We start from the raw sequence: 25465 nt of genomic DNA on the forward strand, positions 1-25465 counted from the left end.
ATTTTTATTGTTTATTTTTTGTATGGAATGTAGGAAGGAAAGTGATGTATTTTCATCGACAATGAGTTTATCGCGGAAGTATTAATTCTCCCGCGATGGATTAAGGCTTAACGGGGTTGTTTGAGTGCCTCAAACATGCCTTGAGCGAGATACTCTGACGTATTTTGAATACCGGGCACAACAAAATAGTAACCGCCACCAAAAGGTTTAATATAGCGCTCAAGTGGCTCGCCATTAAGGCGTTTTTGGGTATCAATAAAACCGGTTTTAAGATTTTTTTGATATGAAACAAAGATTAGCCCCATATCGAGTAGCCCATTAGTTGTTAAACCAAGAGAATAGCTATAGCTACGGCGCCTTAATTTAGCCGTATAACGCTCAGGGTTGCGAGGCTCAGCACGGCGCATATGAGAATCAAACAATATGCGATCGCCATGAGGATCTTTAGCAAATTCAGGATCGTCATGTTCCTGCTTCATACCAATAGGCGCGCCGCTATCTTTATGACGACCAAAGTCGTTTTCTTGGTCTTCGAGGGGCGTTCTATCCCAAAATTCAAGATTAAACCGGATAAGGCGCACTGCTTGATAAGTACCACCAACACACCATTTAGGTTCTTTGTTATCCTCTGTGACCCAAATCAATTCATTCATCAGTTGGCTATCGCTGGTTGGGGCATTGCCAGTGCCATCTTTGAAACCAAATAAATTGATTGGCGTTGAGTGGTTATCAATATCTCGTGAAGGTAAAAAACCATCTATTTTCCAGATAGGGAACATCAACGGAGCGGTATGGCGCAAGAGATCGCGTAATGCATAGATGACACTTTCTTGGCTATTGGCGCAAATTTGTAAACTAATATCCCCGCCACACCATTGCTGTTCCAGTCTATCATTGGGGAAGCTTGTCATTTCAACAAGGTAACGAGGCTTGATTTTATCCAAACCAAATCGAGCATCGAATAGGCTATGACCTAATGAAACGGTAACAGTCAAGGAATCAGGTTGGAGGTTGCTCCCAAGAATACCGGATTCGGCTGGTGGCATACGATCATTGTGAGTGTTAGGTGCTTTTTGTACTTGTGTGAGATAGGCAATCCTATTTGTCAAAATTTCAAACAGTTTTTGTAATTTATCAAGTGAGTCGGCAGTGACATTAAAGGCAATAAATGAAGCATTTTTTTGTTCTGGCGTTAATACCCCTGCTTGATGTAAACCTTCAAAAGGGATGGTTTTCTCATAGGAAGATTGGCATTGGTTTTGACGAGTATTTGCCGCCAGGGTTGGGGCTGCTGCCATAAAGCTGCCAACAGCTAAGGTTTTTAGTGCATTACGTCGAGAAAAGCTAATTGACGTAGCATGGTTATGTGATTTCGCCTTCATGGCTTGTTACCTCAATACTTGTAATACACATCAACACCGAGCTGATATCGAAGTTGTGCAAGATCTTCAGCCTGTTGTGTTAATACAGAATAAAGCGCCATCATGTCTTTTTTATCAAACTGCTTATAACTCTGATAATGATTAGGTGTTAATTGATATGGTTTGATAATACGATAGGCTTCTAGGTAATTATCTTGGATGCGCTGAAATTGTTTTGGCTCGATAAAAGGAGCCAGTACGTTGATCACTTCTTGTGAGCCACGTAGATTTGCAGCAATATCCGTTAAATCAGATTGGCTATAGATATTTTCTTTGCCAGCCATTTTGGTTTCTAGAATCATCTCAATAAAATCTGCCGATGCTTGAACCAATTTGGGGATTTCAATATTTTCAGTGGCAACCCGCTTTTGCAAATCTTGTGCTTTCATGAGTAATTCATCGGTTGCACGCATCGCAGCGGTATTATCTTTGCGATCAAATAATTGATATTCAACGAGATGAAAACCAGTAAAACGATAATCTTTTTCTTTATCAAGAAAATAGTCAGCCCTTGCATTGATTATGCGGTCAGTATTACCAAATAGAATGATGATAGGACGAACGGATTCATAATATTGATGAGCTTGGATGTAAGCTCGCTCGGCTGCGGTTAAATCACCGACTTTAAGGCTGCTCTTTAAGATTTCTAATTGAGAAACCATGTCCTTTAATTGAGTACGCGTATAGTCTAAATAGGCTCTGATAGCAGGATGATATTTTTCAGGGGTTGGGATATCCCCCTTAGCGATAATGATATCATCACCCGTTTGTACTGGGGACCTCAATGCTTTGGCCAGCGCAGAGGTAGGCATCGCCATCATTAAAACTAAGCTTATACCCAATAGTATTGGTGTAGATATTCTTGTATTACGCATGTTTTTTACCTCGAGAAAACAGCGTGATAACGATAATCCAATAAAGCACAAATGTAATAACACTTAACCATATAGGCTGTGACCGATAAGCAAAGAAAGAAGAAATAAAGTTACCGGCAATATTTGAGTCATCAAGCAAAGCCGTGGTATCCCATGCAGGATAAATTAAAAATTCAGGGATAGGATAATCGTATTCAATGAATAAGTTAGCGCTTTCTTCAACCCCTTTGAGTAAGAGAGAAAGGGCAAGAAATAATAGAATGACGCCTGTCGCTTTAAAAAATATCTTCCATGAAACAAAACGATTAGTGAGTAAGAAGGCATAGAGTGTCAAACCTGCAATTAAAATACCGGCAGCAACTTCTATCGTAAATTCGGAGGCATTTTCAGCATTTAATGACATGATAAAACTAGACAGGAAGACAACAATTTCACTTCCTTCGCGAGCAATGGCAATGGCAATAATCAGCGTAGCTCCCCACCAATTGTGGTGTGCTGCATTACGGCTAATACCCGATTCAATTTCAGATTTTAAGGACCGACCATGTTTATTCATCCAATATACCATTTGGACGATCAAAACACAGGCAAGCAATTCCATAAAGATCATAAATAGAGATTGGCCCGTATCATCGAGAACGTTAAAAACACCATAAATCAATAGTGCTAATAGAACAGAAACGATAAGGCCGAGGGCAACTCCCCCCCATAAAAATTTCATGCCATTGCGAGAGTCAGGATGGTGTTTTATCCAAGCATAAATAATGCCAATGACTAGCAATGCTTCAAAGCTTTCTCGCCAGACAACAAATAGAACTTGCCCCATAATTTATCCTTCTATTTCGCGATGATCTCACCTTTTGGGTGAGACAGGTGGAAATCATCAAAAAAGGTATAACTTCCCGGTTTTAGGGGAGCAATAACCACAACAGAGCTAGCTCCCGGCGCGAGAACTTTTTCTTTACGCAATTGTGTGCTTTCAAACTCAGCGGGTTCAGTTCCTGTGTTAGTTATTTTGATACGAATAATCGTTTTTGCAGGAACTTCAAGCACACGTGGGATTAAATCACCGTTCTTCATTTCTAATTCAACGGTAAATTTTTCTGCTGCGAAAGCCGCATTGGGTATGAGTGCTGAAAATAGCAAAAGGGCTAAACTTAGTAATGTTTTCATTTTATTGGCTCTAAACATAACGACAAATAAAAGGGCTATACGCAGCAATTAAGCAGCGGCTAGCCCTGAAATGATATACCCGTTATATTGCAAGTCGCAGCGTTGTTGACTCCTTTCTGTACACGGGGGGATCGTTTCTAGCTATTTCCCGTGTTTCATATGCTTGTCGTTTTGCCGCGTCGAGAATAACGCTGAGTATCGATCTGTGGGTTAGTAGCTACCTTTTCGGCCTACACCCGCATAGTCAAACTCCCATGAAACTTCAAAAGGTTTGAACCATGGAGCTACCCCTGTTTCTTTATCAATATGGCGACCAAATGCGACTTGTTTATTATGGGATGGCGGATAGATCTTATAGGTGACTTGGTATTTACCGTTGCCATCCAATTTGATGTTTTGACCATAATGAGGGCCATCACTAGCGACCATCGGCATGAATGTGCCTGTTTGAGTTTGTGGCTTATCGCCGAGTTTTTTGACTGTGTATTCGATAGTGAGGTATGGGATCCAATCACCTTCAGCAAATCCATTTGGATTATCCTCAACCGCATGGATATCTGCTTCTAAATGGATATCTGCTTTATCGGCAGCAAGGTGGGACATCCCTTGATGGCCTTCTTCTGTATCCATTGTTATTGGTTGAAGATAAACCCCTTGAATCTCCATTCCATCTTTAATGATAGGTTGTCCTAAAGGATATTCTTGAGCAAAAGCAGTGATTGAGAATAAAGCTAAACCCGAAACAGCTGCTTGATAAGCGAGTTTCATCGTCTTGTCCTTACCATTATTTATTATTGGAACGCAATGATAATCATTATTATTCATGCTGTTCAAGTTAAAGTTTGAGGCCAAAAATTTAATTTATAGCCAAATATATGAAAAGTTTTAGAAAAATAGTTACAGTAGGAAAGTTATTATTTTTTGAAAAATATCTTTTGAGCCAAAATGTATTCAGCTTATTGATTATATGTCACGATAAATTGAACAGAGTTTATTTATTATTAGCCTACGAATAAATAAAGGTGTAAAGCATGCAAAAACGTTATCTTGATTGTACCGCTTCTGAAATATCGCGCATGAATAAAAAGGCGTTATTAGAAGCCATTAAGGGGAGTGAAGGGCGCCTTTTGGTTTCTGAAACCATTGGTACGATACAGCCTGTTTTAATGAATGTGACAAATGCGGAGCTCGCCGCAAGTCAAGGGGCGGATATTTTATTATTGAATATTTTTGATGTTGATAATCCGGTTGTGCAAGGTCTCCCTTCAAATATAGAACCACAAGAGATTATCCGGACTTTAAAACACCTTACAGGTCGAGCCATTGGTGTAAATCTGGAACCTGTTCCTGCGGGGTTTAATAATCCCAATCAGGATGTGCAGTGGAAGATTTCTGAAGGCCGTTTAGCCACGGTAAAAAACGCAATAAAATTAAAGGAGATGGGCGTTGACATTATTGTGCTAACGGGCAATCCGGGTAATGGAGTCACCAATCAAGAAATCAATTTAAGTCTAAAAGAATTAAAAGCGGTTGTTGGTGAAGAGGTCATTTTAATTACCGGAAAAATGCACGCTGCTGGTGTTCTCAATGAGTCAGCAGAGCAGTTGATTACAGAAGTTGATATTCGAAGTTTTATTGATAGCGGTGCCGATGTGATCCTTTTGCCCGCACCGGGAACGGTACCCGGTATTTCAGCTGAATTTGTGCAAAGGATGGTGGCTTACTGTCATTCTCAAGGTGTATTAACAATGACAGCGATTGGAACATCACAAGAAGGCGCTGATTTACAAACCATCCGTCAAATTGCGTTGATGTGCAAAATGGCAGGAACAGATCTACATCATATTGGTGATTCAGGCTATAACGGTATTGCATTACCTGAAAACATTCTTAATTATGGCATTGTTATCCGTGGTGTGAGGCACACTTACTCGCGTATTGCTCGTTCGATTAATCGTTAATCAATCATATTTTGCAATCCGAATCACATCATCTGACGGTGTGATTCGGATTATTTCTATTAGCTATCTATTTGTTATTTAAACATTTTAAAATGGTGTTTGATTAATCAAATTGGAATAATATGGATTTTAAAAATCGACTTTTATTAACGTTCCTTGTCGACGTAAAACCAAAGATAGCTGTCCTTTGGGTAATGTATTGATCAAATGTTGCACTTTGACTAAAGCCTTTGTTGGGTATGAAACCCCATTAAGACTCATTAAAACATCCCCATTTTGAATAGGGTATTTAGCGAGGGTATCCTCATTATTATAAAAGAATTCAATATTGTTATTAAACATCCGGATATTTATTTTTCTAATATCCTCCAATTCTTTCTCTGGGGATTTATGACTATTATAGCAGATGAGCATTCTATCTGGTGATAATAGATATTTATCAAATGAAGCTAATGCAGACATGCCAATAGCATAAGCATTATTATTATTTTCAGCAAATTTTTGGTCGATGAGTGTAGTATCATTTAATTGAACTTGCTGAATTCGATACAGATCTTCTTTTTTGTTATTCACACCAGAAAAATCGATGGTAATTGCATTGTCAAATTGTTCTATTTTTTCCATCTTATTGATTTTATTTTCTTTTAGATAATCTAAAAATTCAGAAGACAAATAGCTCACTTTGGATCCAGTATCTAATTTAACATTCACATAGGTCTTATCATCAAAGTAAGCATTGAAAGAGGGAGCTCCAAGCGTGTAATCATCATATGTAATACACTGCTCATAGTTATTGATATTAGGAGGATTATCATAGAGCGTTAATACTTTATTTTTGTTATCGATTTCCCAATTTAATCGTCTAAAAATATCAATACCGAGTATCCCTGAAATATTTTCGCCTACCATTTGTGATAGCAGGCTAAGATCATTTGCAGCCCAGAAGTCTCCGCCATTAAAGTACTTTTCCCCAATATAAAAGGAAATGGGATTAACAAAATTAACGTCCGCCATTTTTTTATTATCACTGACAGTTTTTACGACATTAAAGTATTTTTGATAAAAGGCGGGTGGTGCATCAAGGTTGCTTGTTAATTTGTTGACCAAGGATTGATCAATAACAGATGTTGATGAGCCAGTGTCTAATAAAAATGTGTATTTCTTACCATTTATCGTGACGGGAACTAAAATATAATCAACATACTGGTCTTGAAAATCGTTAACAAGTATAGGGTCATGGTTTTTTATCGTGTTAGAGCAACCCGTTATCATTAATAACGCTAGGTAACTTATTATTTTATTGGATTTTTTTACCAAGACAGGCTCCTTGTTTTGCATTGTTTACCCTATAATCTTATGATCTATCACACAATGAAATAATAGCTTTTTATACGAATAAATTTATAAACGAGAACTCAATAATCAATACTTTTTAGCATTAGTTACACGATTAAATTTCCGCTAAATATAAATTTTAGTTCGAGTTTTTTATACTTTACTCTATCTCACTTTATTAACATTCATCATTTTTCGTATAAATAAGCTTATTTTTTAACTCGTTATCGTGCTGATTAAGGATGTTTTATTCTCGTTATAGACAGAGTTACGATCAATTAAGGGGAGGTTATCTCGCGGAAAGATTTTCAGAATAGAACAATCATCTATCGGACGGCTAATGTGATCACTACAGATGAACTGCGAATTGAGCCGCTATAAGAGTCTATGGTTCTGCTGAAAAAGCGATTTATAGCGCTAAAATATACGTCAGGTAAAACTCGGCTCATTTTTAACCCAATAACAGACGTGAGTTAAGTCGCAAAATACCAATCCGGCGCCAAAAATTGGCTTCATGTCACTTGGTTGCCCAAATGAAAAAAATGCTACAGTTAAGATGATTATTTATTAATATCATTGATATAGCGGATATTGCCTTCGAATTCGGGATAAAGCCAAGTAAAGAATAGAATTACCCCAATAGCGATAAGCACAGTTGAAGCTAAGCACAAAACTAAAGCCCATGAAAGCGGTAAAATTGTGACCCAAAATAGCCATAACATCAATGAAATTCCTAAAACGATGATGGTCAAAATCATGCAATATATATTTTCTGACCTTCTCTTTGATGGTGCAAATTTAAATGTTTGTGGGTCTATATCGAGTTTAGTGAATACACGTTGGTTGATTTTGATATCAGGAATTCTCGCAAGCCCTTTAAGTAGCGCTTTGAGCATCAATTTTCTTTTTTCTACTGGAGAGAAGGGGGAATAGTTAATCCAATTTTCGATGGGTAATTTATATTCTTTACTCTCATTTGAGGCGTTTTTATACTGAAAAACAAGATAGTTAGGACTATATCTACCGCCTGTTTCGATATGAACAACATATTCAGAGCAAATATTTTCCCAGAGTATTTCAACGTTCATGTTTGGATATGGATCACAAATAAAGCGAAATCCGTTATTATCGATAGAAAAATAACTAACAGTTTTATTAAATCGTTTTAGTAGAGTATAAAATGAAACTAATAGGACGATCTCAATAGTGACAAAAAGGAACCTTCCTGAGATAACATTCCATAGAATAAGAGAAGTCAATGCACATATTAAAGTACAAAATAGCCATATAAAATAAGTAAATGTTTGATTACCATGTCCAATGATCGATGCTATAGGAAGTTTTAATTCATTAGGTAATGGGTAAGCCATTGTTTCTAAATGGGTGTAATGACGATGCTCGTTGCGAGTACTATTATCACGATTCCGACTATCAGTGCTAACAATATGACGGTTGTCGCTATCGTGGTTTCTATTTCGACTTTTGTTTTTACGTTTTTTGTTATTGTATTTTTTCATTTTCTAAAGGCGAGTCGTTGTAATCAATTATTTTCAGGAATTCAAATGGTAACATAAGCTAAATTTTGTAGCTATCAACAAGAAAGGCGCTCATGGTTTTTGGCTTTATATCGACAAAATCCGCCAAGCATAAATCGTTTAATAAAAATAGTTTTATAGATAAAAATTTATACAATTCCTACTATACTTCAGGTAAAATCCAGCCCATTTTTTAAAACAATAAAAGAAGTGAGTTATGTCGCAAAATACTAATCCGGTGCCAAAAATTGGCTTCGTTTCACTTGGCTGCCCGAAAAATCTTGTTGATTCTGAGCGCATCCTGACTGAACTACGTACGGATGGCTATCAAGTCGTACCAAGTTATGATGATGCTGATTTGGTTATTGTTAATACTTGCGGTTTTATTGATAGTGCGGTTCAAGAATCGCTTGAAGCGATTGGTGAAGCATTAAATGAAAACGGCAAAGTAATTGTGACTGGATGTCTTGGCGCTAAAGAAAATCAAATTCGCGAAGTTCATCCTAAAGTGCTGGAAATCACAGGTCCTCATAGCTATGAACAAGTTCTCAATCATGTTCATCACTATGTACCAAAGCCAGAACATGATCCTTTCCTAAGTTTAGTTCCTGAGCAAGGTGTTAAATTAACACCAAAACATTATGCCTACCTTAAAATTTCAGAAGGTTGTAATCACCGTTGTACATTCTGCATTATTCCATCAATGCGTGGTGACTTAGATAGTCGTGCTATCGGGGATGTATTAAATGAAGCAAAGCGCTTGGTTGAATCAGGGGTTAAAGAATTATTAGTGATCTCTCAAGATACTTCTGCTTATGGTGTTGATGTTAAGCATCGCATGGGGTTTTGGGATGGTAAACCGGTAAAAACCAGTATGGTTGGATTATGTGAACAGCTCGCATCACTTGGCGTGTGGGTACGTTTGCATTATGTCTACCCATACCCACATGTTGATGATGTCATTCCTTTAATGGCGGAAGGTAAAGTACTTCCTTATTTGGATATTCCATTACAGCACGCGAGTCCAAAGATTTTAAAGTTAATGAAGCGTCCTGGGGCAGTAGAAAGAACTCTCGAACGCATCAAGCGTTGGCGGGAAATCTGCCCTGAATTAACGTTACGTTCGACCTTTATTGTGGGCTTCCCCGGCGAAACGGAAGACGATTTCCAAATGTTGCTCGATTTCTTGCAAGAGGCTCGTCTTGATCGCGTAGGTTGCTTTAAATATAGTCCAGTTGAAGGGGCGAAAGCGAACGAACTTGCTGATCAAGTTCCTGAGGATGTTAAAGAAGAGCGTTATCATCGTTTTATGCAATTGCAGCAACAGATTTCAACCGAAAGATTACAAGAAAAAATAGGCCGCCGTTTACCAGTAATGATTGATGAAGTCGATGATGAAGGCGCGATTGGTCGTAGTATGGCTGATGCTCCTGAGATTGATGGTATGGTTTATTTGAATGGTGAATTCGGAGTGAAACCCGGTGATGTTGTTAACGTGTTGATTGAACACGCTGATGAGTATGACCTCTGGGGGTCGATCGTTAACGAATAACCCGCACATCAACAGTAAAGTGCCCTAATCGTTGGAATGTCAATCACTGGGGCATTTTACTCTTATCGGATAAGTAAGAAATCGTTTTATCTCAGCGACAGTAATAATCTCTGATTTGGATATATCCTGACTTTTTGTTCTAGATCAATAGATAAAAATCTATCAATAGATTATTTGATTTGAGATATTAAAATTTAATAAAAAATAGACATAATCAAAGTATAACTTATCGGTGTATAAGGATGGCTATGTCTGTTGATTTTTCATCTCCAGTGATTTTTCCTGAACAGGAAGAGATAGCAAGAACTATTTCATCCGACGTGTTAATTGATATTGCGAGTCTTGCTATCGAAAAGGGTTTGTCACCTATCAACGATTTGGTAATAGATACTGCATTAATCGAACCTTATGGTGAGATGCTGTGGTCCAATCGTATTTGGAAGAACTCCTTTTTCATTCACAATATTTTAGCAACCTGTGATATGCAGGAAACCCCACTTAGCTTGTTTAAGCATCCAATCAAATGGCAGGGAACCTTTTATTATCTCGCGCCTATTCTTAGTGAAAATGAAACTCTCGTTGCCATCATTATTTTGGCATCTCAGACGGTAAATAACACCCTTCTTCTTGCGTTAACCCAATCGATCGCCCGTGAAATCAGTGAAAAAATTAAGTGTCACCTTCAGATGCAGGATATGACTTTTGATAATTGTGCCGCTACCTGCGTTAGAGAACTGAATATTCATGAAATTGAAAAATCAGCAATTATTGAGGCTGCTAAGGTATGTAACGGAAAAATTCAGCAAATGTACCAAGTGCTGAATATGGGAAGAACGACTCTCTGGCGTAAGTTGAAGCAGTATGATATCGACATCAAGGAATATAAGTAGCAATTCGATGCAGCGGTTTCACGCCATTAGAAGAGGGGGAAATAGGTTTGATAACATCAGTCTTCTTAACAAGCTTAAAAGGATCATTTTGGGTTAATGCTAGCAGGTATTGTTGCGCATCATTGGGCTGACTTGTGTTGAGGCTTGCGATGGTTGAACATTATGCTGATTTTAAAACATCGCAAGCCGTATCGTTTATTTATGCAGAAATAGGCGCCTCAATAGTTAATGTTTCTGTTGCAACGGATAGCGTTAATTTTGCATTTTCGGGAATTTCATCAATTTTCTCACCAAGATTGACTAAAATGGGGATCCCCATTTTGGTTGCAATAATACAGGTGTGTGAATAAGGGGACCCCTGAGCGAGAGCAATTCCGACCACGTTAGCGTTGTTATAGTGCAGTAATTCTGAAGGACCTAAGTGATGAGTCAGAAGGATTGTCGGCTCAGAAAGCACCAAAGGGGAGGAGGATGCCGACGATATTGACATAAGTAGCTGGTTTTTTAAGTCATCAATATCAATAAATCGCGCTTGCAAATAGTCATCATCGAGTTGTTGGTACTGTTCTGATATTTCACTAAATACTTGGGATATGGCATCATAGGCCGTTATCGATTCATGTTCTATTTTTTGCTTAATGGAATCGATAAGATCATCGTCATCTAATAATACACTGTGGCCATGAAAAATATTGGCAATCTCTTTTCCATAAGTCTCAGCGAGTGAATCAGCTAGGGTATTTAACTGTCTTTGTAGTCTTTTAATGGCTTGAGTTGCCGTCTCTAGCTCATGTTTACTGCCTTGATAAGAGAAAGTGCAAAGTTTGCTATTTTCAGGGATATGATAGGCAAATCCGGTTACGGAAGGAACATAAGCGGCTTTTCCTATCAGTGAATTCGCATTTGATGTGCTGATATTATCACCAAAGTGTTGTTGTGCCAGTTGATTAAATGCGTCGATAGCTTCTTGGCTATCTACTCCTTCTGCAATAAGCCTAATTTTATCCCCTTGATGAACCTGTAATAGCGCGATTTGGTTCATGCTTTTAGCATCTGCACGCTTTTCGTTGTTTTGTAATTCCAGTTTTGCTTTAAAACCTGAAAGTAATGTTGCCAATTTAGCCGCAGGGCGAATATGAAGTCCTGAAGGATTCTGTACCAACCATTCCGTCATCATGGCTTTTTCAGAGAAGCTGCTAGGCGCTGGTGTTTCTTTCTCTGTTATGTCGTTAGCCTCATTCAATTGCTGTTGTTTTGGATAAAGCGCTTGGCGTGCTTCATTTAAAATTGTATCAATTGACGCACCAGTAGATGCAGAGGCAGTGATAGCAATGGCTCCTTCGACTAAAGGTGCACTGCACAAATGCACTTTTTTTGCCAATTCAGCGTCAATGAGGTCGAGAGCAGTTTCTGCACTGAGTAATGCGCTACCTAAGTCCATTAATAAAATAATCGCTGTAGCATCTGCTAGGGTTTCGATCGCCTCCATGACTTTCACTGCATCTGTACCAATAGGGTGGGTGTCATCATCAACACCCGCCGCAGTGATTATCTGACAATGCTGTTTATTCTGTATCTGCTCTACGAGTTGGAGCACTCCATCAGCAAGCAATTTGCTATGAGAAACAATAATGAGACCAATCATATTCTTCTCCTCTGGTGAGTCTTAGCGGCGATAGATATCGATTTATAATAAGTAATGTTACGAAAAAAAGAGAGAGCTTCTGCTGATATTTAGCAATAAAGATTAAGACACTTACAAATCACAAATAATTTAACGAATATTCTTAATAATGACGATGGCATAGCCATTTGGAGACAAAATGTTTTATTTCACTTTAGATGTAATATTAAAGTTTCCAACTAATGAATATCGTCATTTAAAAATGAAGGGAGGGTAAAATTATTGACTAACGATTGATGTTAAGATATCGATTTTGAACTGTTTTTTTTTATACTAAGTGAATTTTCAGATAATAACATTTCACAAAGCGGTAACTTAGTTTTAAAATTAATGGCTGTAACTTGTACGGTCATGATTAATATTACTTAGTGATATAGAAATAATATGCGAAATAATTTCATCACGTAAGTAATAATTTTTCTAAGTAAGATTACGATATAAGCGAAGAAGGCTGTACGTTGTAAGTAAACAGACGACAGCCTATGCCATTAATCTAGCCATATAAATGAACTATAGTGATTAAAGCTGTAAAATCTTAATATTTGAAATAAAACTATATTAAATAGTTAAATTTTCTGATTAATTAATAGCTAAATTAATTTTATCTACAGTAATCATTGATGAACAATGAGTTCATAAATTCCTAGAGTATGTATTTATATACTCATATTCTTGTATTAATTGCGGTAACGATTTTATACCGAGTTTTGTATAAATATTTGATCGGTGTACTTCAACGGTTCTAGGGGAAAGGGCTAATTTTTCAGCGGTTTCCTTGCTTGTATTGCCTTCAAGGATCATGTCCATGATCTCTTTTTCTCGATTGGAAAGCCGATCAAATTTATCGGTTAATTTGTTGTATTTATTGAGTTCTGCATGTTCACTAACAAAGTGTTCCATCGCATTGTTTATCGCATGGACGATATCAGAATCTTTAAATGGGAATGAAAAGAAATCAAAGGCACCAGATTTAAAACTTTCACGGCAAAGTTCTACTGATGGTTTTTCGGAGAGGACGATAAATGGGATAATACCGAGTGAGCCGTCGATATTATTCAATCTGCCAATATGGTTATTTTCATTGTTTAAGAATATTAATACACACTCTTTAGCTCCTTCTTCTTGAGGGTACGTATAATTACTTGTAAATAACGTTTCGTCATTATAGAACTTAAAATTAAAACCAAAAGATTCCATCATTAGTTTCAGTTTATTCTTAATGACATTATCATTTTCTATGATTACGTGAATGGTGTTATTCATCACCATACTCCTGTTACACTGATTTGATATTCATATAATTTTGAAAAAATAGGTAGAACCAGATGGCTAAGTAAGCCAATGGTAATATTTTCTTGCTAATTTTTTAGTTTTATTATTAATGTATTTACAGACCTTAATTTATATTATATTTCACAGCTAGGTAAATTTAATATAAAAGTAGAAATAATGGTTAACGTTTGTGTCAGTGAGTAAGAATTAATAAATGACTGACAAAATAATAAGTATTTACACTTACTTTTTATTAACTACATCAAATATTACTGACATGTTATAAAAATTTTTTATGTAATGGAACGATAATATCGTAAAATAGTAGTCATAAAAAGCCTTATTGCTAGATTTTAGTATAGTTTCATTCGTGATAATAACAAGGTTATTTAATCACTCCTGTAGGTGATTTTTATCTTTATCATGTTAGAATTTTTATTTATTAATATCTGGCTGAGTGAAAATACTTAATGGCTTCTTTAAAAGATGTAGCTCGACTTGCTAATGTTTCACTAATGACCGTGTCAAGAGCTATCAATAATCCCGAGCTGCTGAAACCTGAGACGCTTAAGCAGGTGCAGCAAGCCATTCAAACATTAAATTATGTTCCTGATTTTTCGGCTAGAAAAATTCGAGGGAAAGGCTCGAAAATATCTACCGTGGGTGTTTTAGCGCTTGATACAGCGACGACACCATACTCAGTCGAGGTCATTCTTTCAATAGAACAGACAGCAAGGCAATTTGGCTGGAGTAGTTTTGTGGTTAACATCACATCAAATGAAGACAATGAACGAGCCGTAAGGCAATTATTGTCTCAGCGGCCGGATGGTATTATTTATACAACGATGGGATTACGTGAAGTCACTATTCCAGAAGGACTGCATAAAAGTCATTTAGTGCTGGCAAATTGCATCGACCCTCAAAATCGTTTTCCTGCCTATATTCCTGATGACTACAATGGTCAATATCAGGCGATATGTCGGCTGATTGAAAAAGGTTATAGAAAACCCCTTTGTTTATATATTCCGCAAGAAACAGTGGCAGGAAAAACGCGTAGAGAGGCTGTGGAGTCTGCATGGCGTTGTGCTGGTCTACGGGAGGAGTCCTTAAAGCAGTATCATTTAGCATTAGGGGATGAACACTATCGTGATGTGATTGATCTTATCAATCGACATTGCAAGCAAGCGAAACCTGATTTTGATGTGGTGGTTTGTGGTAATGACCGTATTGCTTTTTTAACTTATCAAGTATTACTGAGTAAGGGGTTACGTATCCCAGAGGATGTTGCGGTATTAGGCTATGACAATATGATCGGTGTAGGAGAGCTATTTTATCCGCCATTAAGCACCGTTGTATTGCCTCATTATCAATTAGGGCAACAAGCCGCATTACATATTATTGAGCAAAGGAAAAATAATGGGACACAATATGTCTCTTGTGATTTACTCGATAGGGAATCTCTTTAACGAGATAGGATCGCTCTGATATCAGCGATCCTCGCAGGTCATATTATTCAGCGACACTTTTTAGTGGCCACAATGTTCCTTTGATCAACTTTGCACTTTGGTTAATTGTAAACAGTGTCAAAGCCCGCTCGCCTTCTTGTGGATAAATTCGACTGGTAAAACACATTTCACCTTCATTAATAAATACTTCAAGGCTCGATCTATCAATAAAAGCACGTATGGTGAGATAGCGAGTTTGTGGGAGTGGGGCGCTACGGTAATCGCTGATGATATGTTCAGGATAGTGGCGGGATAAGGTTAATTGCTGTGTCTGTCCATCAATAAAAAACTGTGTACCGTTACCAAGCCAAAAACCAAATTTTTCAGCGGGACTGTTTTGTAAATCCCAAATTAATTCAATTTCACACGCGATAGCATCATGGTAAATCGGTAGCGTGCTATTTTTTTCCAGTGTACAAGCGGAGAGGTTAACCGCTTGTTGTCTTAATGATTGTAACTCTTTGATCGGATTGACCAGTACCTTTCCTTGGGCGTTTAACGTTAATTCTCTAGGTACAGTAAAGCTGCCTGCCCAGCCGTGCGCTTTTGTTGGCATATGGCTCTCCCACATATCCATCCACGCGATAGCAATACGGCGGCCATCTTCAGCTAAAAAAGTTTGTGGCGCATAAAAATCATGACCAAAATCGATTTCAGCAAAATGATTGGTTATTTCATAAGATTGATCGGGTGCCCAATTCCCGACGAGATAACCATTTTGAAAGCGATTTCGATATTGATGCCCAGATGGTTTTTTTCCTTGAGGAGAAAATAGTGTGATGAATTGCTCGCCTAACGGGAAAAAGTCAGGACATTCCCACATATAAACATTTTTATCGTCTGTTTTAGCCAGTATTTGGTACTCTTCAGGCCAATTCAGTAAGTCATCGGTGCTAAAGAGCAAAATTTGTCCTTGATCGAGACTATCTCTTGCGCCAACAACCATCCACCAGCGTGAATCCTGAAACCAAACTTTAGGGTCTCGAAAATGCATGTAACCTTCAGGCGAAGGGATCACGACGCCGTGTTTTTCAAAATGAATACCATCATGACTTATGGCCAAACATTGCGCTTGATAGATTTGGCTGTCATCTCCTGCATTGGATAACCAAATATGGCCAGTATAAAATAAGTATAACTTGCCTTGATCACTGACGGCTGATCCTGAAAAGCATCCATCACGATCATATTCATCACTAGGAGCAAGCGCGATAGGTTGATGTGACCAGTGGATCATATCTTTACTTGTCGCATGTCCCCAATGCATAGGTCCCCAGTCAGCGCTGTAAGGATGGTGCTGGTAGAATGCATGATATAACCCATCATGATAAATGAGCCCATTAGGATCATTCAGCCAGCCGGCGTAGGTTGCAAGATGATATTCAGGATAAAACTGCCTGTTGAGAGATTGTCTCGCTATTTCAAGTGCTATCGATGCTTGGTGAATACGCTGTTTCATCATGGTTCCTTTCGTTACTAATGATTTCTATCTATACAATCGTTGTGGAATAGTGGGTTATTTAATGGAGTGTGATTCGTATCATGTGATGGTGTGACCTAACGCACGCGTTACGAACTGTTTTTTATTTATACTCAATACAAATCATGTTAACGTTAACAAAAAGCAGTTTCTAGCATTAATTTGTTTTAATTGTGATGATTGCTAGTTGAGTCACTCATTGTCGAGATGGAGAGCCTATGAAAGTTTGGTCTTTAGGAGATGCAGTCGTTGATTTAATTCCTTTGCACAGTATGCAATATGAAGCTTGTGCTGGTGGCGCTCCTGTCAATGTTGCAGCGGGAGTTGCTAAGCTAGGACAGCCTAGCGGTTTTATTGGACGTGTTGGTGAAGATGCTTTTGGCCATTTTATGCAAAAGACGTTATTTGATATGGGGGTCGATACCCGTGCGATGGAATTTGATGAAAAATATCATACCAGCACCGTTTTAGTGTCTTTACAAGAAAATGGGGAACGTGAATTTTCTTTTTTAGTCTCGCCGTCGGCGGATCAGTTCTTAAGTCATAAAAATCTACCTGCATTTGAAAAAGCGATATTGCATTTTTGCTCATTGGCACTGGTGCATCCTGTGTGTCGCACTTCATTAACTGCGGCTATTGAGCAACTTAAACAAGCGGGGGGATTACTCAGTTTTGATATTAATATTCGTCCTCAAATGTGGTCAGATCCTATTGAAATGCAGACAAGGGTCGACCAATTTGCTTATCAGGCGGATATACTGAAACTTTCAGAAGAAGAACTGTTGTGGTTGGTTGATGACCTTAGCTTAGATAATGCCATCGAGAAGCTTAAACGGTATCCTGCTCGTTTGAAAGTTATCACTCAAGGAGCCAAAGGCTGCATCGTTTTGACGCATAACCAACAAATAGGTATGAGTGCATTTCGGGTTGAAAGTGTTGATACCACAGGGGCGGGAGATGCATTTATGGCAGGACTGCTTGCAGCGATTGCTCAGGCTGGGTTAAGTGATAATGAGGAATATTTGATGAATATTATCACTCAAGCTACTGCTTGTGGGGCGCTAGCAACGACGCGTAAGGGGGCAATAAGTGCGGCGCCAACGCAGAAAGAGTTAACTCTGTTTATTAATCAGCAACCACCATTACATATTCGAGAGCTTTAAAACTAAGACTATATTAATGTGAATAGTGATGTTAATTAATTCAAATTAATAGATAAAAGCGTATGATACTGGCAGTAAAATTTTATCTGTAAAACATCTATTTTGGATTAATTATGCTACTAAGATCAGGGGTAGTATTAGCTATCTTTTCTTATATTCTTTGGGGGATCACGCCACTTTTTTACCGTTTATTACCCGGAGCAGAACCTTTAGAGTTATTGGCTCAACGTGTGATTTGGTCGATCCCTTTTTTATTACTGATCCGTCTGCTGATTAAAAATAAAACGGCTTGGCAACAAGTATGGGCGGATAAACGTTCGATAATTTTGTGCCTATTTAGTTCGGCGATTATGGCGATATCATGGGGCGCATTCACCTATGCTTTAACCCATGGGCAAGTGCTAGCCGCGAGTCTTGGTTATTTTATTAATCCTTTATTTTCCATTTTACTCGGCGTTGTTTTTTTACACGAAAGGCTTGTTGTCGCGGAAAAGATGGCGGTATTACTCATTTTTTCGGGCGTTTGCTTTCAAATTTTGCAGTATGGTGAATTACCTTTACTTGCATTGGTGATGGGCAGTGCTTTTGCGGTTTATGGTTTGATCCGTAAATTCATTCGTTTCGATGTTATTACTTCACTATTTATTGAAGCCATTTGGTTACTGCCTGTCGCTGGTGGGATCACGTGGTGGCTCTCTGTTAATGAGAATAGTGCTGTAGCCGCAGGGGATTGGCAAATTAAACTACTCTATATGCTCGCTGCTCCTGTCACGATTATTCCATTACTGTTTTTTACCGCCGCAATTAAGCGCACGACATTGACGGTAATCGGACTGGCACAATATATTGAACCGACAATTCAATTTTTACTGGCGGTATTCTTATTTAATGAGCTATTTGATTGGGTAAAAGGAGTCAGTTTCTCATTAATTTGGTTGGGGTTACTCTGCTGCATTATTGCTTTATTGCATAAGCGTTACAACGAATACCATAAACGGGTTCCTTACGTTACTGGGCGCGATAAAACACCAAGACTGTAATGTATTATTTGAGATGGGAGAGATTGCTCAGATCTTTAGTGGTTAAAGCAAACGATTGCGTATATAATCTTCGCCATTAAATTGGCATATTTGCATACAAGGTTATCTATCATGAATCAATTAGGTACAGCACTTTGTCCTTCTGCAACAAAAGTTATGTTACTCGGTTCAGGTGAGCTAGGAAAAGAAGTGGCTATTGAATGTCAGCGTTTGGGCATTGAGGTTATTGCGGTCGATCGTTATGACAATGCGCCTGCAATGCACGTTGCTCATCGTTGCTATACCATTAACATGTTAGATAGCGATGCGATTCGCCAGCTGGTAGCGCAAGAAAAACCCGATTTTATTGTTCCAGAAATTGAAGCTATCGCGACAAAAACCCTTGTGGAATTAGAACAGCAAGGACAAAAAGTGGTGCCTTCTGCACATGCTGTTTATTTAACAATGAACCGTGAAGGCATACGTAAACTTGCAGCAGAAGAACTGGGTTTGCCCACTTCAGATTATCGGTTTGTTGAAACGCAAACTGATTTTATCAATGCTGCCAATGAGATAGGTTTTCCATGTATTGTGAAGCCAGTCATGAGCTCTTCAGGTAAAGGACAAAGTGTCATTCGTTGTGAACAAGAGCTCGAATCTGCATGGCACTACTCACAAGAGGGTGGGCGCACCGGTCAAGGACGCGTGATTGTTGAGAAAATGGTGCATTTTGATTTTGAAATCACCATGTTAACGGTCAGCGCAAGTGACGGTATTCATTTTTGTGCACCTGTTGGGCATCGCCAAGAAAAAGGTGATTATCGTGAATCATGGCAACCACAGCATATGAGCGAAAAAGCGTTGCAAAATGCGCAGGAGGTCGCTGCAAAGATTGTTACGGCATTAGGTGGATATGGTTTGTTTGGAGTCGAGTTATTTGTATGTGGTGACGATATCATTTTTAATGAAGTTTCTCCCCGACCACATGATACTGGAATGGTCACACTCATCTCACAAAATTTATCCGAGTTTGCTTTACATGTGCGTGCATTTTTAGGCTTACCTATTGGCATGATCCGCCAATATGGACCCAGTGCATCAGCGGTTATTTTGCCTGAATTACATAGTCAAAATATTGTTTTTTCAGGGCTTAAACAAGCGCTGGGTTCTGATATTCAATTGCGTCTATTTGGAAAACCTGAAATAGCAGGAACTCGCCGTTTAGGGGTTGCACTCGCAATAGCTGATTCGATTGATAATGCGCTCGATATGGCGAAAAAAGCGGCTCAAACGGTTAATGTGAGTGGTTAACGAAAAGCCACAATGTATGAGCGAATAAATTGTGGCTTAGTATTCGCTCATTAGTGATTATCTTGTATGAGCATGGCAGCACCGCGTTCAGCGATCATGATTGTTGGTGCGTTGGTGTTGCCACTTGGAATTTCAGGCATAACAGAGCAATCAATAACACGGAGTTTGTTGATACCATGAACTCGTAAGCGTAAATCAGTAACAGAGGTTGCTGCGTCTTTTCCCATACGGCAACTACCAACGGGGTGATAGACCGTTTTACAGAAATTACGTACAAACTCTTCTAATGCCGCATCATCATCGCGGACTTGTGCTGGTGGCATCAGTGTTTCTTTACTGACCGCTTGCAAAGCTTCTGATTCAAGAACTTGCAAACCGAATTTGACGGCACGCTTACAACCTTCCATATCTTCTGGAGAAGCTAAGTAGTTGGCATGAATTTTCAGAGGGGCTTGAGGATCTTGACTACGCAGCAGTAATTCCCCGCGTGATTTCGGCTGTAAATAGCCCACTTTTAAGGTAAATCCATGTGTAGCGGGAAGCGGCTCGCCAGGAACATCATCCCAACTATCGAGAATAGGTAAAAAATGGATTTGCACATCTGGGCGGCCTTGACCACAGCTATCGATAAATGCAGCGCCTTCGAGTACGTTCGAGGCTAATAAACCACTGCGAAAAGCGAGCCATTGAAATCCATGCTTCAAGGCATTAATCCCTTGATCTGCCCCGAAAAGGCTAATGGGATCTTTGGTTGTGACATTAATAGACATATGTAGATGGTCATGGAAATTCTTGCCAACAGGAAGATCCACGATAGTTTCAATACCGAGCGTACTAAGATGATCTTGTGGACCAATCCCTGATAACATTAATAACTTAGCGGAGCCCATTGCGCCGGCACAGATAATAACTTCTTTCTGTGCGAATGCTTCTATTTCATGACCATCGTTTCCTTGATAAGCCACTCCTACCGCTTCCCCATCACGAATAATGATACGGTTAACTTGTTTATTGAGTTTTACAGTGAGCTTATCGCTTTGAGCTACACTTTTGAGGTATGTTTTTGAGGTGCTGGCTCTCTCTCCATTTTTAGTCGTTGTTTGATAGAAACTGACCCCTTGTTGGCTTTCACCATTAAGGTCGCTGACATAGGGTAGGCCCTGTTCTTGGGCTGCCCGAATAAATGCCATGGAAAGAGGGTGACGATAGCGATTTTCACTGACAGGCAGAGGGCCTGAGGTGCCGTGATAGCTATCAGATAAACTTTCATTTTGTTCTGCTTTTTTAAACCAAGGTAGAACGTCTTGATAGCTCCAGCCATCACAGCCATAGACTTGGGCCCAGTTATCATAGTCTTGTTTTTGGCCTCGAATATAAATCATGCCATTGACCGAGCTGCTACCGCCAAGGACTTTGCCTTGTGCTATCTGCATTTTTCGATTGTTTGCATGAGGTTCAGGCTCGGTTTCATAAGGCCAGCTCTTTTGAGCAATAATTTTGGCAACGCCCGCAGGCATACGGATATACAGATGATTGTCATTGCCGCCGGCTTCAAGGAGCAAAACCCGTGATTGTGTTTCTTTGATAAGGCGTGCGGCAATAACACATCCCGCAGAACCTGCTCCAACAATGATGTAATCATAATTGTTATTATTCATAGATTCCCCTGACGAAGTGACATTTTTGTCATCATTGAATTTCGTTTTATTAACAATAACTCTTTATTTTATTAACGTGTGAATAATATGATGTTTATGTGAGGTGGTTCAAATTGGCTACTCGGAAATGGCTTATTGAAGCTATTATGCTGTTGTTTTTTCTCATTAATGTAATTCTTAAAATTGTATTTCTCTTATTATCATTAATAAGTAAATGAATTTATTGGGGGAATTTTTCCATGATCTGATTGGCTCATTTTCATTCTATTCTTAGTTTAACGATCAGTAATACCCAGTATATTGAGGTCAACTTATTTAGCTCTAAAAAGAAATAAAAATGATTAAACGTTTAATAGTTATGTTAATCGTGATACCCGCGATATCATTTGCCAATTCATTGTCGGAACAATTTGCTCAGTTTCTGGAGCAACCTGATAAACCATTAAACTGTTTTGAAGCCGATTCTGCCTATCGTTATTGTTTAAAAAACCAGCCTAAACAGGGCGTAATTGTGATTGACCGGCAGGGGAATGAGGTTTACCGACCTTATTATTTTGATAATTGGCCTGATGAAGCTCAGGAGGGGGTTTATCGTATTCGACAGGGCGACAAAATTGGTTTTGCTGACGCAAAGACAGGGGATATTGTCATCGCCGCAGAATATGATTGTGCTTATCCATTTGAAAATGGTATCGCGAATGTGGGGATAGGCTGCAAAACCGAAACGGCTGGTGAACATAGCTGGTGGACTGGCGGTCAATGGAAATGGATTGATTTGAACGGTCGCACGGTAAAGCCCAATCACTAAATGATGATAGTGATGTTTATATTGCTTCTACGTAACAAATTGTTTTATTTTTGTCATTTCAATTAATATGATTAACTTATTGATAATAAATGTTTATTGTTAAGTAAATCACACTTCTGCGGTCTTTTTTCTTCTAATAAAACCATTCACAGTGAAAATTTGACCGCTTAATTTTGTATGTAACCGCTCACGCTTACTTTAGCCATTCTTAAATAGATATTTTCTACCATATAAACCATGGCAGAGCTCAAACTTTTTCTTAACACATGGTGATAACGGCTGCCAAAAACAGACTTAACTGCGACAACATTACGCTCTTTCAAATTAGTTTGTCCTTGATAAGTCAATAAAACACGAAAAAAGTACGTTTTACCTTAGAAGGGTGTTCTATGAACAAAAATGGTATTTTAAAGCACATTCCTTGGATGATACTGGGGATAATTGGTGCGATCTGTTTAGGGGTAGTCGCACTCAGACGTGGGGAGCACATTAGCGCATTATGGATAGTTGTGGCTTCCGTCGCTGTTTACCTTATAGCCTATCGTTATTACAGCTTATATATCGCCAAAAAAGTGATGAAGCTGGATGAAACGCGCGCGACACCCGCCGTGATTAATAATGATGGTTTGAACTATGTACCGACTAATAAAAACGTGTTATTTGGTCACCACTTTGCCGCTATTGCGGGGGCGGGGCCATTAGTAGGACCTGTATTAGCAGCCCAAGTCGGTTATTTACCCGGAACATTGTGGTTACTCGCTGGGGTGGTACTGGCGGGAGCGGTGCAAGATTTTATGGTGTTGTTCATCTCTTCACGCCGTAATGGTGCATCATTAGGGGAAATCGTCAAAGAAGAGCTTGGCCCAATTCCAGGGACGATTGCCCTTTTTGGCTGTTTCTTGATCATGATTATTATTCTTGCAGTATTAGCGCTGATTGTGGTTAAAGCATTGGCTGAAAGTCCATGGGGTGTATTTACTGTCTGTTCGACGGTTCCAATTGCACTGTTTATGGGGATATACATGCGCTATATCCGCCCCGGACGTGTCGGGGAAGTCTCAGTCATTGGTATTGCTTTGCTGATCTTATCTATCTGGTTTGGTGGAGTGATCGCGCATGACCCATATTGGGGACCTGCTCTCACCTTTAAAGATACGACCATTACTTATGTTTTAGTTGGTTATGCTTTTATTTCGGCTTTATTACCTGTTTGGTTGATCCTAGCTCCTCGTGATTATCTGGCTACTTTCCTGAAAATTGGGGTTATTGTTGGCTTGGCTATTGGGATCGTGATTTTAAATCCTGAATTGAAAATGCCAGCAGTGACACAATTCGTCGATGGTACAGGTCCTGTTTGGAAGGGTACGCTGTTCCCATTCCTGTTTATCACCATCGCATGTGGCGCAGTATCCGGCTTCCATGCTTTGATAGCATCTGGTACAACACCAAAACTACTGGCTAACGAAAAAGATGCGCGTTACATCGGTTATGGTGCGATGTTGATGGAATCATTTGTTGCGATTATGGCATTGGTTGCTGCTTCCATTATCGAACCAGGCCTTTATTTCGCCATGAATACACCGCCAGCTGCTTTAGGTATCACAATGCCTAATTTACATGAGCTTGGTGGTCCAGATGGTGCTGCAATTATGGCACAGCTAAAAGATGTGTCTGTGCATGCAGCTGCAACCGTCAGTTCATGGGGATTCGTCATTTCACCTGAGCAGATCATGCAAACGGCGAAAGATATCGGTGAGCCTTCTGTCCTGAACCGTGCTGGTGGTGCACCAACACTAGCGGTTGGTATCGCTTATGTATTCCATGAAATTATGCCTGCTGCCAATATGGGCTTCTGGTATCACTTTGGTATTCTCTTTGAAGCTTTATTTATCCTAACAGCGTTGGATGCGGGAACACGTTCAGGCCGCTTTATGCTACAAGATTTATTGGGTAACTTCGTTCCATTCCTGAAAAAAACCGACTCCTTAATTGCAGGTATTATTGGAACGGCGGGATGTGTTGGCCTATGGGGTTACCTATTATATCAAGGTGTTGTCGATCCATTAGGTGGCGTTAAGAGCCTATGGCCACTGTTCGGTATTTCGAACCAAATGTTGGCAGCGGTTGCTTTAGTCCTGAGTACTGTCGTTTTAATCAAGATGAAACGGAGTAAATATATCTATGTCACCGTATTGCCGGCGGTATGGTTATTGATTTGTACTACATGGGCACTAGGATTGAAACTATTCAGTGACAACCCTCAACTTGAAGGTTTCCTCTATCTTGCGAAATCGTATAAAGAGAAAATTGCTGCGGGTGGTGCTGATTTAACTGCACAGCAAATCACCGACATGAATCACATTATTATTAATAACTATACTAATGCGGGTCTAAGTATCCTGTTCTTAGTTGTCGTCTACGGTATTATTTTCTATGGTATCAGAACGGCAATGAAGGCATATAAAAACCCAGAACGTACCGATGCAGAAACACCTTATGTGCCAGTACCTAAAGAAGGTGTGAAAACATCATCACACTAATCTTTAGTCGATAAACGGTGCCCTGCATGGTGATAAACACGATGTAGGGCATTTGTATTGGAGTGATACTATGTTTGGAAATTTAGGCAAAACAGGTAAATACCTTGGGCAAGCTGCGCGTATGTTAGTGGGTATCCCTGATTATGATACTTATGTACAGCACATGGCAGACAATCATCCTGATAAGCCTGTCATGACGTACAAAGAGTTCTTTCGCGAACGCCAAGATGCGCGTTATGGTGGTAGCGGTAAAGGTGGATTTCGCTGCTGTTAATTGATGACA

General features: G+C 39.2%; 22 protein-coding genes. 10 read left to right on the plus strand and 12 right to left on the minus strand.

Features of this window, described 5'->3' with window-relative positions; translation table 11 throughout:
• Positions 1-107: 107 nt before the first annotated feature.
• From efeB to M1F03_RS05395, 5 genes are all read right to left on the minus strand, one after another.
• Positions 108-1382: an iron uptake transporter deferrochelatase/peroxidase subunit gene (efeB, locus tag M1F03_RS05375; protein WP_196713449.1), complete on the minus strand. Its 1275-nt coding sequence runs from the start codon at positions 1380-1382 to the stop codon at positions 108-110.
• Between the two features lie 11 nt (positions 1383-1393).
• Entirely contained in the window at positions 1394-2296 is a 903-nt protein-coding gene (locus M1F03_RS05380; RefSeq protein ID WP_251463711.1) for an EfeM/EfeO family lipoprotein, read from the minus strand.
• Positions 2289-3122 (minus strand): FTR1 family iron permease, encoded by an 834-nt coding sequence (locus tag M1F03_RS05385; RefSeq protein ID WP_163860807.1) that lies wholly within the window; start codon positions 3120-3122, stop codon positions 2289-2291. The genes M1F03_RS05380 and M1F03_RS05385 overlap by 8 nt, the downstream gene beginning before the upstream one ends.
• An 11-nt stretch (positions 3123-3133) precedes the next feature.
• The gene (locus M1F03_RS05390) at positions 3134-3469 is read right to left on the minus strand and encodes a cupredoxin domain-containing protein (protein ID WP_154625014.1); all 336 of its coding nucleotides are present in this window, start codon (positions 3467-3469) and stop codon (positions 3134-3136) included.
• 210 nt (positions 3470-3679) lie between these two features.
• Positions 3680-4237, minus strand: a complete 558-nt coding sequence (locus tag M1F03_RS05395; protein WP_154625015.1) for an iron transporter — start codon at positions 4235-4237, stop codon at positions 3680-3682.
• A 263-nt stretch (positions 4238-4500) separates the two neighbouring features.
• On the opposite strand from M1F03_RS05395, the gene M1F03_RS05400 reads away from it, so the two are divergent.
• The gene (locus tag M1F03_RS05400) at positions 4501-5430 is read left to right on the plus strand and encodes a haloacid dehalogenase-like hydrolase (protein WP_154625016.1); all 930 of its coding nucleotides are present in this window, start codon (positions 4501-4503) and stop codon (positions 5428-5430) included.
• Positions 5431-5559: 129 nt separating this feature from the next.
• On the opposite strand, the gene M1F03_RS05405 is transcribed toward M1F03_RS05400, so the two are convergent.
• A complete protein-coding gene (locus M1F03_RS05405) occupies positions 5560-6768 on the minus strand; it encodes a retropepsin-like aspartic protease (protein WP_318840097.1) in 1209 nt (402 codons plus the stop codon).
• Positions 6769-7325: 557 nt separating this feature from the next.
• The gene (locus tag M1F03_RS05410; protein WP_163860809.1) at positions 7326-8282 is read right to left on the minus strand and encodes a hypothetical protein; all 957 of its coding nucleotides are present in this window, start codon (positions 8280-8282) and stop codon (positions 7326-7328) included.
• Positions 8283-8517: 235 nt separating this feature from the next.
• On the opposite strand from M1F03_RS05410, the gene rimO reads away from it, so the two are divergent.
• Together rimO and M1F03_RS20020 are read left to right on the plus strand one after the other, a co-directional pair.
• On the plus strand, positions 8518-9852 hold the full coding sequence (gene rimO / locus M1F03_RS05415) for a 30S ribosomal protein S12 methylthiotransferase RimO (protein ID WP_163860810.1): 1335 nt from the start codon (positions 8518-8520) through the stop codon (positions 9850-9852).
• Positions 9853-10100: 248 nt separating this feature from the next.
• Entirely contained in the window at positions 10101-10742 is a 642-nt protein-coding gene (locus tag M1F03_RS20020; RefSeq protein ID WP_163863493.1) for a helix-turn-helix domain-containing protein, read from the plus strand.
• A gap of 199 nt (positions 10743-10941) precedes the next feature.
• Here the strand turns inward: M1F03_RS20020 and dhaM are convergent, their stop codons facing one another.
• Both dhaM and M1F03_RS05430 read right to left on the minus strand, forming a co-directional pair.
• Positions 10942-12387 carry a dihydroxyacetone kinase phosphoryl donor subunit DhaM gene (gene dhaM, locus M1F03_RS05425; RefSeq protein ID WP_196713443.1) on the minus strand — a complete coding sequence of 482 codons (1446 nt, stop codon included), beginning with the start codon at positions 12385-12387 and terminating at the stop codon, positions 10942-10944.
• A gap of 672 nt (positions 12388-13059) precedes the next feature.
• The gene (locus tag M1F03_RS05430) at positions 13060-13689 is read right to left on the minus strand and encodes a response regulator transcription factor (RefSeq protein ID WP_154635725.1); all 630 of its coding nucleotides are present in this window, start codon (positions 13687-13689) and stop codon (positions 13060-13062) included.
• Between the two features lie 479 nt (positions 13690-14168).
• On the opposite strand from M1F03_RS05430, the gene M1F03_RS05435 reads away from it, so the two are divergent.
• A complete protein-coding gene (locus tag M1F03_RS05435; protein ID WP_163860812.1) occupies positions 14169-15164 on the plus strand; it encodes a LacI family DNA-binding transcriptional regulator in 996 nt (331 codons plus the stop codon).
• Between the two features lie 43 nt (positions 15165-15207).
• Here M1F03_RS05435 and M1F03_RS05440 read toward each other — a convergent pair whose 3' ends face one another.
• On the minus strand, positions 15208-16662 hold the full coding sequence (locus M1F03_RS05440) for a glycoside hydrolase family 32 protein (protein ID WP_318840098.1): 1455 nt from the start codon (positions 16660-16662) through the stop codon (positions 15208-15210).
• A 239-nt stretch (positions 16663-16901) separates the two neighbouring features.
• On the opposite strand from M1F03_RS05440, the gene M1F03_RS05445 reads away from it, so the two are divergent.
• From M1F03_RS05445 to purT, 3 genes are all read left to right on the plus strand, one after another.
• Positions 16902-17846: an aminoimidazole riboside kinase gene (locus M1F03_RS05445; RefSeq protein ID WP_196713441.1), complete on the plus strand. Its 945-nt coding sequence runs from the start codon at positions 16902-16904 to the stop codon at positions 17844-17846.
• Positions 17847-17959: 113 nt separating this feature from the next.
• The gene (gene rarD, locus M1F03_RS05450) at positions 17960-18886 is read left to right on the plus strand and encodes an EamA family transporter RarD (protein WP_318840099.1); all 927 of its coding nucleotides are present in this window, start codon (positions 17960-17962) and stop codon (positions 18884-18886) included.
• Positions 18887-18997: 111 nt separating this feature from the next.
• Positions 18998-20176, plus strand: a complete 1179-nt coding sequence (gene purT, locus M1F03_RS05455) for a formate-dependent phosphoribosylglycinamide formyltransferase (RefSeq protein WP_154622258.1) — start codon at positions 18998-19000, stop codon at positions 20174-20176.
• A gap of 50 nt (positions 20177-20226) precedes the next feature.
• Here purT and M1F03_RS05460 read toward each other — a convergent pair whose 3' ends face one another.
• Positions 20227-21834 carry a GMC family oxidoreductase gene (locus tag M1F03_RS05460; protein WP_318840100.1) on the minus strand — a complete coding sequence of 536 codons (1608 nt, stop codon included), beginning with the start codon at positions 21832-21834 and terminating at the stop codon, positions 20227-20229.
• 337 nt (positions 21835-22171) lie between these two features.
• Between M1F03_RS05460 and M1F03_RS05465 the strand changes: the two genes are divergently transcribed.
• Positions 22172-22642: a WG repeat-containing protein gene (locus M1F03_RS05465; protein WP_154622260.1), complete on the plus strand. Its 471-nt coding sequence runs from the start codon at positions 22172-22174 to the stop codon at positions 22640-22642.
• 167 nt (positions 22643-22809) lie between these two features.
• Here M1F03_RS05465 and M1F03_RS05470 read toward each other — a convergent pair whose 3' ends face one another.
• The gene (locus M1F03_RS05470) at positions 22810-22965 is read right to left on the minus strand and encodes a hypothetical protein (protein ID WP_196713438.1); all 156 of its coding nucleotides are present in this window, start codon (positions 22963-22965) and stop codon (positions 22810-22812) included.
• Positions 22966-23031: 66 nt separating this feature from the next.
• Here M1F03_RS05470 and M1F03_RS05475 point away from each other — a divergent pair, with 66 nt between their 5' ends.
• Together M1F03_RS05475 and M1F03_RS05480 are read left to right on the plus strand one after the other, a co-directional pair.
• Entirely contained in the window at positions 23032-25182 is a 2151-nt protein-coding gene (locus M1F03_RS05475; RefSeq protein WP_154622261.1) for a carbon starvation CstA family protein, read from the plus strand.
• Between the two features lie 70 nt (positions 25183-25252).
• Positions 25253-25456, plus strand: coding sequence for a YbdD/YjiX family protein (locus tag M1F03_RS05480; protein WP_154622262.1), 204 nt, complete (start codon positions 25253-25255; stop codon positions 25454-25456).
• Positions 25457-25465 lie beyond the last annotated feature (9 nt).

This window comes from Providencia sp. PROV080, assembly GCF_033688105.1.
GTDB classification, from domain to species: domain Bacteria; phylum Pseudomonadota; class Gammaproteobacteria; order Enterobacterales; family Enterobacteriaceae; genus Providencia; species Providencia zhejiangensis.

Coding starts and splice junctions, on each gene's coding strand:
- efeB (WP_196713449.1), bottom strand. CDS start 1,382: ATGAAGGCGAAATCACATAACCATGCTACGTCAATTAGCTTTTCTCGA.
- M1F03_RS05380 (WP_251463711.1), bottom strand. CDS start 2,296: ATGCGTAATACAAGAATATCTACACCAATACTATTGGGTATAAGCTTA.
- M1F03_RS05385 (WP_163860807.1), bottom strand. CDS start 3,122: ATGGGGCAAGTTCTATTTGTTGTCTGGCGAGAAAGCTTTGAAGCATTG.
- M1F03_RS05390 (WP_154625014.1), bottom strand. CDS start 3,469: ATGAAAACATTACTAAGTTTAGCCCTTTTGCTATTTTCAGCACTCATA.
- M1F03_RS05395 (WP_154625015.1), bottom strand. CDS start 4,237: ATGAAACTCGCTTATCAAGCAGCTGTTTCGGGTTTAGCTTTATTCTCA.
- M1F03_RS05400 (WP_154625016.1), top strand. CDS start 4,501: ATGCAAAAACGTTATCTTGATTGTACCGCTTCTGAAATATCGCGCATG.
- M1F03_RS05405 (WP_318840097.1), bottom strand. CDS start 6,768: ATGCAAAACAAGGAGCCTGTCTTGGTAAAAAAATCCAATAAAATAATA.
- M1F03_RS05410 (WP_163860809.1), bottom strand. CDS start 8,282: ATGAAAAAATACAATAACAAAAAACGTAAAAACAAAAGTCGAAATAGA.
- rimO (WP_163860810.1), top strand. CDS start 8,518: ATGTCGCAAAATACTAATCCGGTGCCAAAAATTGGCTTCGTTTCACTT.
- M1F03_RS20020 (WP_163863493.1), top strand. CDS start 10,101: ATGTCTGTTGATTTTTCATCTCCAGTGATTTTTCCTGAACAGGAAGAG.
- dhaM (WP_196713443.1), bottom strand. CDS start 12,387: ATGATTGGTCTCATTATTGTTTCTCATAGCAAATTGCTTGCTGATGGA.
- M1F03_RS05430 (WP_154635725.1), bottom strand. CDS start 13,689: ATGAATAACACCATTCACGTAATCATAGAAAATGATAATGTCATTAAG.
- M1F03_RS05435 (WP_163860812.1), top strand. CDS start 14,169: ATGGCTTCTTTAAAAGATGTAGCTCGACTTGCTAATGTTTCACTAATG.
- M1F03_RS05440 (WP_318840098.1), bottom strand. CDS start 16,662: ATGAAACAGCGTATTCACCAAGCATCGATAGCACTTGAAATAGCGAGA.
- M1F03_RS05445 (WP_196713441.1), top strand. CDS start 16,902: ATGAAAGTTTGGTCTTTAGGAGATGCAGTCGTTGATTTAATTCCTTTG.
- rarD (WP_318840099.1), top strand. CDS start 17,960: ATGCTACTAAGATCAGGGGTAGTATTAGCTATCTTTTCTTATATTCTT.
- purT (WP_154622258.1), top strand. CDS start 18,998: ATGAATCAATTAGGTACAGCACTTTGTCCTTCTGCAACAAAAGTTATG.
- M1F03_RS05460 (WP_318840100.1), bottom strand. CDS start 21,834: ATGAATAATAACAATTATGATTACATCATTGTTGGAGCAGGTTCTGCG.
- M1F03_RS05465 (WP_154622260.1), top strand. CDS start 22,172: ATGATTAAACGTTTAATAGTTATGTTAATCGTGATACCCGCGATATCA.
- M1F03_RS05475 (WP_154622261.1), top strand. CDS start 23,032: ATGAACAAAAATGGTATTTTAAAGCACATTCCTTGGATGATACTGGGG.
- M1F03_RS05480 (WP_154622262.1), top strand. CDS start 25,253: ATGTTTGGAAATTTAGGCAAAACAGGTAAATACCTTGGGCAAGCTGCG.